Origin of the sequence: Gabonia massiliensis (assembly GCF_001403595.1) — a bacterium.
GTDB classification, from domain to species: Bacteria; Bacteroidota; Bacteroidia; order Bacteroidales; family Coprobacteraceae; genus Coprobacter; species Coprobacter secundus.
In genome coordinates, this window is the sequence record NZ_LN877940.1 from 1702057 (window position 1) to 1715725 (window position 13669).

Here is a 13669-nt window from a genome sequence, read left to right on the forward strand (position 1 = left end):
GATTTTCAGGTAGCTATGCTTGGGCGTGACACACCCCCTGCCCCTCTCGAGAGGGGAGGTTTTGGGTGGTGCTTTTTTGTTGGTAATGAATGGGTTGAGTGTGAGGATTCCCCTCTTGAGAGGGGAATTTTAGTTGCGCTTTGAGGTTTATTTTAGGGAAAGGGGTGATAAACAAATCGTAAAATCGTTTGTTATAGTCTCGAACCTTGGTTGTATTTTTTATGGACGGGGTGGCATGTCCGTATTCCTGCGGGATGTTTTTGGGCTTNAGGTTTGAGGTGGCTGTGCGCAGGCGTAACACACCCCCTGCCCCTCTCGAGAGGGGAGTTTTGGATACAGCTTTCTGTTTGATAATGAGTTATTTGATTGGGGATGAAGGGGAGTGTTATGGTGAGATGTGCGGCATGGGATGAGGTGTTTTTTCTGCTGTTTGGAGATGTGGCGTTTGTTGGCTTTTGGTGGTTGCTTTTGATTTTCAGGTAGCTATGCTTGGGCGTGACACACCCCCTGCCCCTCTCGAGAGGGGAGGTTTTGGGTGGTGCTTTTTTGTTGGTAATGAATGGGTTGAGTGTGAGGATTCCCCTCTTGAGAGGGGAATTTTAGTTGCGCTTTGAGGTTTATTTTAGGGAAAGGGGTGATAAACAAATCGTAAAATCGTTTGTTATAGTCTCGAACCTTGGTTGTATTTTTTATGGACGGGGTGGCATGTCCGTATTCCTGCGGGATGTTTTTGGGCTTGTTCTTGTCTGTTTTCGACGGGTTTATTAATGGCTTCTAAAACGGTAAGGTTTGATTATGGGTATATTGGGAAGGTATTATTTTTTTGTTGGGGCGGTGGCTTCTTGCCTGATACTGATGTGTGGGGCGGTGGCTGCTCAGAATGACGGCCGGTATCTGGACAGGGCGTTGCCTGAGGCTTGGGAGCCGGATACGCTTTTTGTACAGAAGTTGCCGGTAGAGGACCGGTGGTGGAAGGAGCTGGGCGATGTGCGGCTGGATTCTTTGATTTCTGTGGCTGTGGCGAATAATTATGATTTGCTGGAGGCCGGGGACCGTATCCGCCAGGCTCATGCGGTGATGCGTGGGGAGCAGGCGGCGTACTATCCGAGTGTGGACTTTACGGCGGGATGGATGCGGCAGCAGAGCAGCCGGAACTCGTCTCAGATAGTGATACCGGGGATAAGCCGGATAACGCAGTATGCTTCGGCTGACTTGTCGGCTAACTGGGAGATAGACCTCTTCGGTTCTATTCGTAACCGGGTGCGGTCTGAGAAGGAGTTGTACCGGGCTACACGTGAGGATTATAATGGCGTGATGGTATCGTTGTGCGCGGAGGTTGCTTCGGCGTATGCCCAGCTGCGGACGTGGCAGCAGCAGTATCTTGTGGCGGAGCAGCATATTGCTTCGCAACAGGCTATATTGCATATTACGGAGGTGAGGTATGATACGGGCTTGGCTTCGCAGCTGGATGTGTCGCAGGCCAAGTCGGTGTATTATAGTACGAAGGCTTCTCTGCCGGCTCTGGAGGCTTCGATAGAGCAGCAGATAAATGCGATTGCGGTCTTGTTGGGGGTGTATCCGGAGAGTTTGCGTCCTGTGTTGCGTGTACCGGCTCCGATTCCTGATTATCTCCGTATCGTGAGTGTGGGTATTCCTGCGAACTTGTTGAGACAGCGTCCTGATATTCGTGCGGCGGAGCGTACTGTGGCTTCTTATGCTGCTTCTGCGGGTGCTTCCCGTTCGGATTTTCTGCCTAAGTTTTATTTGAAGGGGAGTATCGGTTTTGCGGCTCGTGATATGGATGATTTTTTTAATCGCAAGAGCCTGACTTACCAGATTGCTCCGACGTTGAGCTGGAACTTGTTCCAGGGTATGCAGCGTACTCAGGCTTTGGCGGGTGCGAAGGCTAAACTGGACGAGAGTATCCGCCAGTATAACCAGACGGTATTGACGGCTGTGCAGGAGGTGGATAATGCCATGACGGGGTATACTCATTCGCTGAAGCAGGTGGTTGCTTTGCGGGAGGTGGTGGTGCAGGGGGAGACTACTTTGCGCTTGTCGCTGGACTTGTACAAGCGGGGATTGACTACTTTCCAGAATGTCTTGGATGCTTTGCGGTCGGTGTTGAGTTACCAGAATTCGCTGGTGTCGGCTCAGGGGAGCACTCTTTCTTATTTGATACAGTTGTACCGTTCGGTAGGCGGGGGCTGGGTGAGTGAGTGATGTCGTCGTGCGGATGCGGGATTTTGTTAAGGATGTTTTTATATAATTTTATGGAAATGGGGAGATGTATTTTTTATCATAGTGGTATGGGTGTGGTGATGGCGGTCGTTGTGTGCATGACTGCTTGTCATTCGAAAGAGCGAGGGCAGGTATCGGCTCCTGTTCCGGAGATATCTGTGGCTAAGCCGTTGGTGATGCCTGTTACTTTGCATAAGTCTTATCCGGGGTATCTGGTTTCGGAGAAGACGGTGAATCTGGTGGCGCGGGTGAATGGTTATTTGCAGAGTGTGTCTTTTGCTCCGGGGAGCATGGTGCAGAAGGGGAGCTTGCTTTTTACGATAGAGCCGACGTTGTATCAGGACCAGGTGAGCCAGGCTGAGGCGGGCGTGAAGTCGGCTGAGGCGAAGTTGTCGTATGCGCGGAACAGTTATGCCCGTATGAGGGAGGCTGCGCAGAGCGACGCGATATCGAAGATTGACTTGATACAGGCGGAGTCGAATGTACAGCAGGCGGAGGCTGCCTTGAAGGATGCCAATGCGCAGTTGACGACGGCTCGTACTAATCTGGGTTATTGCTACATACGTGCTCCGTTTACGGGCCGTGTGTCGAGGAGCTTGTTCGATGTGGGGAGTTATATCAGCGGGGCTGTGCAGGCTACGACGTTGGCTACGTTGTATCAGGATGATAAGGTGTATGCTTATTTCAATATCGAGGATAACCAGTATTTGAGGATGATTATGGCTTCTCCGGAGGGGGAATTGAGGGGACGTATGCCCAAGGAGGTAAAATTGTCGTTTCAGGAGCCTTTGTCGGAGGAGTATGTGGGGAGGCTGGATTATCTCTCTCCGAATGTGGAGTTGTCGACGGGTACGTTGAATGTGCGTGCTGAAATCGATAATCCGAAGGGGGAACTCAAGAGCGGGTTGTATGTGACTATCAGCTTGCCTTATGGGGAGAATAGTGAGGCGGTACTGGTGCGGGATGCTTCGATAGGTACTGACCAGCTGGGCAAGTATGTGTATCTGGTGAATGACTCGAACCGGGTGGTTTACCGTCATATCGAGACGGGCGAGCTGGTGAACGATACTTTGCGAGAGGTTGTAAAGGGGGTGGATGCGAACGACCGTTATGTGACGAAGGCTTTGCTGAAGGTGCGTGACGGGATGTTGATCGCTCCGGTGGAGAGTAAGGATTGAGGGGTGTGTTTTCTCTGTAAAACTGATGGTTATGATTTCGAAATTTTTTATAGACCGACCGATTTTTGCTACTGTCATCGCCATATTGATGGTGCTGGCGGGTGTGGTGACGTTGAATACGTTGCCTGTGGCGCAGTTTCCTGACATTACTCCTCCTACGGTGCAGGTGACGGCTACGTACCCGGGTGCGAGTGCGGAGACGGTGGCGCGTACTGTGGGTGCTCCGATAGAGGAGCAGGTGAACGGTGTGGACGGGATGATTTATATGAGTTCGTCGTCATCGAGTTCGGGGCAGTATACGCTGACGGTGACTTTTGAGGTGGGTACGGATATCGACATGGCTACGGTCTTGGTGCAGAATCGCGTGAATATAGCGCAGGGGAGTTTGCCGGAGGCTGTGATACAGCAGGGTATCATCACGAGGAAGCAGTCTACGAATATCGTGATGTTCCTTTCGTTGCAGTCGGATAATGCGCAGTATGATGGCCTGTATTTGTCGAATTATGCGACTTTGAACTTGACCGACGAGTTGTCGCGCCTGCCGGGGGTGGGCTCGGTGAATGTGTTCGGTGCGGGTGATTACAGTATGCGTATCTGGTTGGACCCGGAGGTCATGCGTATACGGCAGTTGACGCCGTCGGATGTGTATGCGGCGGTGCAGTCGCAGAATATGGAGGTCTCGGCGGGTACGGTGGGGCAGCCTCCGATGAATGGGCCTGTCGATTTCCAGTTTACTCTTACGGCCCAGGGACGGCTGATTACTCCGGAGGAGTTTGGCAATATTGTCATCAAGACTTTGCCCGACGGGAGTTATTTGCGGTTGAAGGACTTGGGGACGATAGATTTGGGGAGCTCGACGTACGGGGTCACGTCTACGCAGAAGGGGAAGCAATCGGCTGCTATCGCGATATATCAGTTGCCGGGTTCTAATTCTCTGGATGTGGCGAAGGCTGTGAGGGCCAAGATGGAGGAACTGGAGCGGTATTTCCCTACGGATATCACGTATGATGTGGTACTGGACACGACGGAGTTTGTATCGGCGTCGATAGATGAGGTGCTGGTTACTTTTCTTGAGGCTACTTTGCTGGTGATGCTGGTGATATTGCTTTTCTTGCAGAACTTCCGTGCGATGATAATCCCGTCGCTTACGATTCCGGTGTCGCTGATTTGTACGTTTGCGGTGATGAAGTTGTTCGGCTTTTCGATAAATACGCTTACTCTTTTCGGGTTGGTACTGGCTATTGCCATTGTGGTGGATGATGCTATCGTGGTGGTGGAGAACTCTACGCGGCTTCTGGATACGGGCAAGTATGACCGTAAGACGGCGGTGACGATTGCGATGAAGGAGATTACGGGCCCGGTGGTGGGGGTGGTGCTGGTGTTGCTGGCGGTGTTTATCCCGACGGCTTTTATCGGCGGTATTACGGGGCAGTTGTATAAGCAGTTTGCCTTGACGATAGCGACAGCGACTTTTTTCAGCGGATTTAATTCTTTGACCTTGACTCCTGCTTTGTGTGCTATATTTCTGGAACCGACGAAGGAGGCGAAGTCGTTTGTGTACCGGGTCTTCAACAAGGGGTATGATGCTACGTTGCGGGGGTATGTGCGTGTGATAACTTTTTTGCTGGGGCGTCCCGGAATGACGATGTTGGTGTTTGTCGCGGTTTCGGCCGTGACGTTGTGGATGTTTGTGAAATGGCCTACTTCTTTTATCCCTCAGGAGGACCAGGGTTATTTTGTGGTATCGGTGCAGTTGCCTAATGCGGCGGGGCTGGACCGTACGCAGCAGGTGACGCGGCGTATCGGGGGGATACTGGATTCTTATCCGGAGGTGAGGACGTATTTGTGTATCGATGGCTTCTCGATGATGCAGGGTGGCAACTCGTCTAATGGTGCTACGTTTTTCGTGATGTTGAAGAGCTGGGACGAGCGCAAGTCGAAGGATGAGAGTGTGTTTTCGGTGGTGAAACGGCTGAATGCGGATGCGTCGGCTATCGAGGAGGCTACTGTCTTTGCGGTGAACCCGCCTGCTATCTCGGGACTGGGGGTTACGGGCGGACTGGAGTTTGAGCTGGAGGACCGTAGCAACTTGGGTGCTACGGAGTTGCAGAATGCTGTGAATGCCTTGTTGGGCCGGGTACGGGAGGAGCCGTCTTTGATGATGTTGAATTCGATGTTCCAGGGTAATACGCCTCAGTATTTTTTGAATATCAACCGGGACAAGGTGAAGATGCAGGGCCTGGTATTGAAGGATGTGTTTACGACTTTGTCTTCTTATATGGGTACGGCTTATGTGAATGATTTTGTGGAGTTCGGCCGTGTGTATCAGGTGAAACTGGGTGCTGATGCGCGGAGCCGTGCGGTCATCGATGATGTGATGAAATTGAGTGTGCGTAACCAGAAGGGGGATATGGTACCGTTCTCGTCGTTTACGACTCTTGAGGAACAGGAGGGGCTCGACCAGGTGACGCGGTACAATATGTATACAGCTGCTGCTATTACGGCGATACCGGCTCAGGGGTATAGTACGCGCCAGGCCATAGAGGGTATGGAGGAGTTGACGCGGAATGTGCTGGGTACGAATTTCGGGTATAGTTGGACTTCGGAGGCGTACCAGGAGACGCAGTCGAGTTCGTCGGTGAGCTTGATATTTGTGCTGGCTATCGTAATTGTGATTTTGGTGCTGGCGGCCCAGTATGAGAGCTGGACGAGCCCGATTGCCGTGATTTTGAGTTTGCCGCTGGCTTTGTTGGGTGTGGTGCTGGGTTGTATGGTGATGAGTTTGCCTATCAGTATTTACAGCCAGATAGGCATTGTATTGCTGATTGCTCTCTCGGCAAAGAATGCGATTTTGATAGTGGAGTTTGCCATCGATTACCGCAACAACGGGGAGTCTATCACTCAGGCTTCGATAGAGGCTGGCCGGGTGCGGTTGCGTCCTATATTGATGACTTCTTTTGCTTTTATCCTGGGTGTGATGCCGTTGATGTTTGCGTCGGGTGCGGGTGCCGAGAGCCGTATTGCGCTGGGTACGGCGGTGGTGTTCGGAATGACATTCAATACGTTGCTGGGGACTTTGTTTGTACCTAATTTTTATCATTTGATGCAGACTGTGCAGGAGCGTTTTCTGACTCGTAAGGGGGGAAAGGTTCCGGCTTCGACGGAGAAGATGCAGATGGATTGATTGTTTGTTTGGTTATATCGGTAGGGAGGGCGTCACCGGGTATTTGGTGGCGTCCTTTTTTGTGTTATGGTGGTGTGTGTGGCTTGGGATGGGATGTTTTTTGAGGTGTTGTTTGTTTGGTTTAGGTGACCGCTTTTGTTTTTTCCTGGACGTCTTTGTCTGGCTTTTTTCCTTTGTGGGCAAGTAAAAACAGTAATGCAAGAATTTGTGCAGTAAAGAGTGGAAAAGGCGATAAAATGAAAAGTTGAGAAACTAAAGGATATTATGAATGTAAGATATACTTTTTATGTACGATTGTGCACATAAATGTGAATAAAAATCTTCTATTTTGTGAATCATTATTTATGTAAACAAATATTTATGTACAAAAGATTTTTTATATTTATACTGTCAATTTTATTGTTATCATCTGCATATGCACAGAAAATTGAGAATTTGGTGGAGCTTAAGAAGAATTCCCACAATGAAATTTTTCATTATTTGGCTCCGGCCTTATGTGCACCGGTTTATGAAGAACCTGATTATTGGGTATGGGGAAGTTCTGTTGTAAAAGGTGATGATGGAATGTATCATTTATATGTTTCCCGATTTCCTAAGACATTGCCTTTCCATCCTGGATGGATGGTTGCGTCAGAGATTGTTCATGCGGTATCTAAATCTATTACGGGGCCTTATCGATTCAGTGATATTGCATTACCGGCTCGTGGTGCAGAATATTGGGATGGCCGTTCTACCCACAATCCTCGTATTTTACGGTATGGTGGTAAGTATTTCTTAATTTATATGGGCTCAACGCATCCTTTTGTGGAACCTACTTATAATGAATTGACATTGGACAGTCCTTGGTGTACTGTGGCACGGTCCAATAAACGTATTGGTCTGGCTGTATCTGACTCTCCTTATGGTCCATGGAAAAGATTTGATGAACCGTTGTTGACAACAAAACCTGGGACATTTTACAGTTATTTGATTTCAAATCCATCGCCTGTTATAGAAGAAGATGGGTCTGTGACAATTCTGTTTAAGGGGCGTGCATATAGGGAAAATGGTAAATATTCAGATATGTCTCTTGGAATAGCACATGCTCCCAATATTTATGGACCTTATACTGTATTAAATGGTGGACAACCGATTTTTCAGGTTGATGGGCAAGGAGAGGCAGAGGATCCTTTTCTTTGGAAGGATAAGCGGGGATATCATGTCATATTCAAAGACCATGTTGCTAAATATACGGGAGAACGGGGAGGTGGAGCATTGGCTCACTCTACGGATGGTTCACATTGGATGATTGATGCTGATTCAAAAGCTTATTCACGTACTGTGGAGTGGGAAGATGGTACTGTAGAAATGCAAGGTCAATTGGAACGTCCTTTCATCTATTTTGAGGAGGGTAAACCTTGTTGTATTTTTTTCGCGACAATGGATGGTCCCGGAGGTTTTGAGAATGCTTCTCGTTCATGGAATATGGTTATTCCATTTAGGAAATAAAAATGAGGGTGTATCAAAATTCAATTTTTGAAAATATGAACTTATAATTTGAAATTTGAGCATCTTAAAAGACTGAAGAAAAAGGGGCGTATCATTACTCAATACAGAGTTTGATGCGCCCCTTTCTTTAGTGTTATAGTTACAATCTGTAATTTTTTGGAGTGGACATTTTAGTTTTGGTATACCTCCTGTATATAAATATTCATTGAAGACCCGATTTATTTTATCTATTCCTCAATAATTGGGGGAATAGTTTGTTGCAAGTAGTTTTAGGCTTAATTGTGTTTGTTTTTTAGAATTGTATTGTTTATAATTTAGATGTTCTTTTATGTAATTATTTGATTTCAAGCAATAATAGTTTGGGTATAAAGATTGTGCCTCCAATCATTTGTTTATATTCAAAATGATTTGTAAATTGTTGATATTTAGTAATATAAAATTGATTATAGATTTTCCAATTTTTTACTTTAAGCTTTTTCCATCAGAAAAGGCTTTTCCAATTTTCTTTCCAATAGACAGGTAATTGTGGTTACATGGGTCGTAGAGAATGGGTTGTAATTTGAACGGGTCTATTTTCCCTTTTTCGTTTATCACCTCTTCTGTAGCTGAAACATTTACAATTCGACCTATCATATAGTTGCTTCGAGGGTCGTATGAAACAAGCTCACATTCCAATGTCATGGGTAGTTCTTCAATAATAGGAGCATTTACGAATTCTGATTTTATTTCATGAAAACCTGCATTGGCAAATTTGTCCGGTTCTTTGTTCCCGGAAACGATGCCTACATAATCACAGGCTATGACATTATCTACCGTGGCCATACTTACAGTGAAAGCTTTGCTGTCGAGAATGTTCTGTGTGGTCTTGTGTTCTTCAGCAAGGCATATACCAATCATATTATCAGTATAAACACCTCCCCATGCTGCATTCATGGCATTGGGTTTTCCATTTTTGTCGTATGCTGCCACAATAAAGACAGGCATCGGGTATAGCCATGTTTTGTTTCCAAAATTCTTTCTCATTGTATTTTATATTTATTGATTGGAAGACACAAAGTTTTAAATGGTATTGTTCCCTGTTATTGCTATTTTGATTACTCCTTCTAATTTGTTTTCGAAGATATGATAAGCTTTTCCTATTTCATTTAGAGGAAATTTGTGTGTGATAAGTGGGGTGGTATCTATTTTCCCTTCATCTATTAGTTTAAGGATTTCAGCGCAGTCACATCCATCTACTCCACCTGTTTTGAAAGTCAGATTTTTGCCATACATACTTGGTAAAGGCAGTATCTGGGGTTTATCATAAAGTGCAACGATGGTGACGATAGCATTGGGCCGAGCACATTCCCAAGCTAAATGGAATGTATTTTCGGTTCCGGCGACTTCTAATACGACATCGGCTCCACCGTGACTGCTGTTGCTAAGTACAACTTCTTTACAGTTTTGGGGCTCTGTTACCAATACTTCGGGATAATGTTTGCGGACAAATAGGATTCTTTCAGGTGACTTTTCACATACAATGATGCGCCGAGGTTTTTTCAGCATAGTACATAATAATGTACAGATTCCGGTAGGGCCGGCCCCGATAATGAGGACTGTGTCATCTTCAGATATTTTGGAGATACGGGTAGCCCAATAACCGGTGGCCAGTATGTCACCGACAAATAGGGCTTGTTCATCGGTGACCGTGTCGGGTATACGATTTAACCCTTGGTTAGCATAGGGGACTCTTACATATTCTGCTTGTCCTCCATCGATAAGGCATCCCAGTGCCCATCCCCCGTTGGGATCGGTACAATTATTTACGTATCCGTGACGACAAAAGAAACATTTGCCACAAAAAGTCTCTACGTTTACAGTGACTCTGTCTCCAGGTTTAACAGAAATAACATCAGGGCCAATTTCTTCTACAATTCCTACCATCTCATGTCCGACGGTTACTCCTTGTATTGCACGGGGTACACTTCCATGTTTGATGTGGAGATCACTGGAACAGATGCTACCAAGTGTCACGCGAATTATTGCATCTTGCGGTTCTTTTATCTTTGGTTTGTTTTTTTCTTGCAACTCAAATTTGCCGTTTTCAACGTATGTATATGCTAACATAATGTATCCTCCTTTTTAGACTAATGTTATAGCAAAGATAATAATTTGTTTTCTTTTGATTATTTGATTTTATTATTCATTATTTTTCCTATTTTTGTATTAGGGGGCAGTTTCTTCTATTTTGTAGGTAGGATAGGGGAAATAAGTATTTGCAATTGGTAAAGATAATAGCCTGTGATTTATGTTTTACTTAGGCGTAAATTGATATTTTAATTTATAAAGATAAGAAAATCAGTAAATTAAAAGGGCGAAAATCGATTGATAAAGAAATGGAGTTTTGAATTTTTATGGTATGCAGAAGTTTATGAGGGTTATATTGTTGATGGTGTGTTTTGTATGTTTAGGGGCATGCAAGATGGGGCTTATGACATATAGAAATGGGTATATACTGGATAATGAGGGGGTGACTGTGGGCAATTATGCAAATGGATATATTTTTGATAATGAGAGGAATATTAGAGGGTATTATTCTAATGGGTATATTTATGATAAAAATTATAATATCATAGGCAATTATGCTAATGGTTATGTAAAAGATGGTAAAATGAAAGAGTTGTTCGAATAAAAAATTTGTAAGGCATAGGGTAAATTGGTATTAGAGATTATAGGTGTATTTTTTCGGTAAATTATTTTGATAAAACCTTTCGATAGGTAATTGTGCTAAAATAAATGCAATTTGCAAATGATGATAATATAAGATAGGTGCGGATAATAAGTCTTTTGTAAGTGATAAAGTTTATGTTTTGGGGTATAACATGTGAGACTTTTATCTATAAATATAGATGAGGGTGTCTCAAAATAGAATTGCTAAAGTAAAAATTTTATAGATTGAAACATAAAAGTAAAAAATCTCCTGATTTTGGCCATATCATTGAGATAAATGAAAGCAAAAGCAGGAGATTTTATATTGCAACTTATAGATTATGAGTAAGTCTATCTATTTTTTCTATTTTGAGACAGCCTCGTTGAGTCATTTCGAAAACCGTGGGTCCCAGGAGGGATGGGCCGGGTCTTCTGCTTTCAAAGCTTCGTCGTAGTCTATACCCAATGCTTCTGCCACCCCTTTTCCATAATCGGGATCAGCATAAGAGCAATTACGCACGTGGCGTTGTTTGATGAATAGTTCACTATCGCCCATTGCCCGAGCTGTATTTTCACAAGTCGTTTTTTGATCTTCTTTTGACATTAATCGCCACAACTTGCCTGGTTGAGTAAAGTAGTCGTTATCATACTCTCTTTCATCATAATTGTATACAGGGCCATTGGTTTTTAGTGGTGGTTCCTTTTTGGATGGGTTATCTTTCCATTCGCCATAGCTGTTAGGTTCATATCCTTTAGTTGCACCATAATTACCATCTGTACGCATTTGACCGTCACGATGATAAGCGTGGAAGGGACAACGAGGTTTATTTACCGGGATTTCATTATGGTTCACACCTAAGCGGTACCGTTGGGCATCTCCATACGAGAATAAGCGTCCTTGTAACATTTTGTCCGGAGAGAAGCCTATGCCTTCTACTACATTCATCGGATTGAATGCTGCTTGTTCTACGTCGGCAAAATAATTTTCAGGGTTACGGTTTAGTTCCAATATACCTACGTCATGTAGGGGAAAGTCTTTGTGATACCATACTTTGGTCAAGTCGAAAGGATTTATTTTATAGGTTTTGGCTTCCTCTTCGGACATAAGTTGTATTTGCATTTTCCATCGGGGAAAATTTCCTTGTTCTATGGCTTCGTGTAGGTCTCTTTGATGGGATTCCCGATCTTTAGAAATGATTGCTTCGGCTTCTGCATCGGTCAAGTTTTTGATTCCTTGTAGAGTGACAAGGTGGAATTTGACCCATGTCCGTTTATTGTCTTTATCATAGAAACTGTAAGTGTGGCTACCAAATCCATGCATATGCCGGTATGAGAAGGGGATACCGCGTGGGCTCATTGTAATAGTAACTTGGTGTAATGCTTCTGGAAGTAAAGTCCAGAAATCCCAATTATTATTGGCACTGCGCATATTGGTATAGGGATCGCGTTTTATGGCGTGGTTTAAATCCGGAAATTTTAGCGGGTCACGGAGAAAAAATACAGGGGTGTTATTTCCTACCAAATCCCAGTTTCCTTCATCGGTATAAAATTTCATGGCAAAACCCCGTATGTCACGTTCTGCATCGGCAGCTCCTCGTTCACCGGCGACAGTAGAAAACCGTACAAAACAGTTGGTTTTTTTTCCTATTTTGGAGAAAATGGAAGCTCTTGTATATTGGGAAATGTCGTTAGTTACCGTGAAAGTACCAAATGCTCCTGAGCCTTTGGCGTGCATGCGGCGTTCGGGAATTACTTCACGATCGAAGTGTGCGAGTTTTTCCATGAACCATGGGTCTTGAAGCATTGCGGGTCCACGGACTCCTGCTGTTTGGATATTCTGATTATCGGCGATAGGTCTGCCGTTTTCAGATGTTAGTTGTTTTTTGTTCATATTTGTTTTTAGGTTGATGATTTGTAAGGTATTAACAATTTAATCCTCGTTAATGTTTGGTGTATATAAAGATTTGTCTATGATTTTTTTAAAAGGGAGAAAGAGGGATGTTGTTATTATAAACAGACTTTACATGTATTGTAGAAATGGAAAAGTTGTAGTGTTTCTTTTGAGGCTTTAGATAGTGGTTTGTAGACAGTAAATCTCTCTGAATATATATTTGGAAAAGCTATTGACGATTACGGTGGTTTATGGGTTGTTTTTATAATAGAAGCGAAAGTTAGAGAACCGTACAGAATAAAACGTTATGATTTGTGATATGATACTGTGTATTTTGTACTGAAGGAAATCATCTATTTGCCGGGGGGGTATTCCTTTTAAAGAAGGGTTCTTTTGACAATAGCCGGGTTGCCGGCAGCAAAACTGTCGTCCGGAATATCTTTTACTACTACACTTCCTGCTCCAATGATACACCGGTTCCCTATAGTTACACCGGGACAGATAACTACACCTCCGCCAATCCAGCAGTCATCACCGATGGAGATAGGCTTTCCGCATTCTACACCTGTCGCCCTTTCTTTGAAGTTGAAGGGATGTACTGGAGCATAAATCTGTACATTGGGGCCGATAAGGAGATTTTTTCCTAATGTTATCGGGGCTGTGTCGAGTATCGTACAACCATAATTGATAAAGCTGTTTTCTCCTCCATAAATCAGAATGCCGTAATCACAGAGAAAAGGTGGTTGTATTGTCAATGATGGATGAGTGTTAGGAAGGAGTTTTCTCAATAGCTCCTTTCTTTCCATACAGTCAGTAAAAGCTTCTTTATTATATTGCTCAACCCATATAAGAGCTTGTTTATGCAATTGCATTAGCTCTTTGTCATAAGGCGAATATACTTCTCCGGCCAACATTTTTTCTTTTTCAGTTTTCATTATAGATATAATAGATGAATAAAGAAATTATTTATTAACTTACACCACAAATTTTAATTGAATT

9 protein-coding genes are annotated in these 13669 nt (G+C 44.4%); 5 read left to right on the plus strand and 4 right to left on the minus strand.

Features of this window, described 5'->3' with window-relative positions; genetic code table 11:
- The first annotated feature begins 795 nt into the window (after positions 1-795).
- From BN2628_RS16395 to BN2628_RS16410, 4 genes are all read left to right on the plus strand, one after another.
- Positions 796-2223 carry an efflux transporter outer membrane subunit gene (locus BN2628_RS16395; RefSeq protein WP_082002274.1) on the plus strand — a complete coding sequence of 476 codons (1428 nt, stop codon included), beginning with the start codon at positions 796-798 and terminating at the stop codon, positions 2221-2223.
- Positions 2224-2309: 86 nt separating this feature from the next.
- On the plus strand, positions 2310-3419 hold the full coding sequence (locus BN2628_RS16400) for an efflux RND transporter periplasmic adaptor subunit (RefSeq protein WP_154668506.1): 1110 nt from the start codon (positions 2310-2312) through the stop codon (positions 3417-3419).
- Between the two features lie 31 nt (positions 3420-3450).
- Positions 3451-6603, plus strand: coding sequence for an efflux RND transporter permease subunit (locus BN2628_RS16405; protein ID WP_044229035.1), 3153 nt, complete (start codon positions 3451-3453; stop codon positions 6601-6603).
- A 360-nt stretch (positions 6604-6963) separates the two neighbouring features.
- A complete protein-coding gene (locus BN2628_RS16410; RefSeq protein WP_055100163.1) occupies positions 6964-8091 on the plus strand; it encodes a glycoside hydrolase family protein in 1128 nt (375 codons plus the stop codon).
- 462 nt (positions 8092-8553) lie between these two features.
- Here the strand turns inward: BN2628_RS16410 and BN2628_RS16415 are convergent, their stop codons facing one another.
- Both BN2628_RS16415 and BN2628_RS16420 read right to left on the minus strand, forming a co-directional pair.
- Positions 8554-9114 (minus strand): flavin reductase family protein, encoded by a 561-nt coding sequence (locus tag BN2628_RS16415; protein WP_021930416.1) that lies wholly within the window; start codon positions 9112-9114, stop codon positions 8554-8556.
- Between the two features lie 36 nt (positions 9115-9150).
- On the minus strand, positions 9151-10197 hold the full coding sequence (locus BN2628_RS16420; RefSeq protein ID WP_044229041.1) for an alcohol dehydrogenase: 1047 nt from the start codon (positions 10195-10197) through the stop codon (positions 9151-9153).
- Positions 10198-10489: 292 nt separating this feature from the next.
- Here BN2628_RS16420 and BN2628_RS16425 point away from each other — a divergent pair, with 292 nt between their 5' ends.
- Entirely contained in the window at positions 10490-10762 is a 273-nt protein-coding gene (locus BN2628_RS16425) for a 4-fold beta flower protein (protein ID WP_154668494.1), read from the plus strand.
- A gap of 405 nt (positions 10763-11167) precedes the next feature.
- On the opposite strand, the gene BN2628_RS16430 is transcribed toward BN2628_RS16425, so the two are convergent.
- Positions 11168-12670 carry a catalase gene (locus BN2628_RS16430; RefSeq protein WP_055100169.1) on the minus strand — a complete coding sequence of 501 codons (1503 nt, stop codon included), beginning with the start codon at positions 12668-12670 and terminating at the stop codon, positions 11168-11170.
- Between the two features lie 377 nt (positions 12671-13047).
- The gene (locus BN2628_RS16435) at positions 13048-13605 is read right to left on the minus strand and encodes a sugar O-acetyltransferase (protein ID WP_055100172.1); all 558 of its coding nucleotides are present in this window, start codon (positions 13603-13605) and stop codon (positions 13048-13050) included.
- Between the last annotated feature and the right edge of the window lie 64 nt (positions 13606-13669).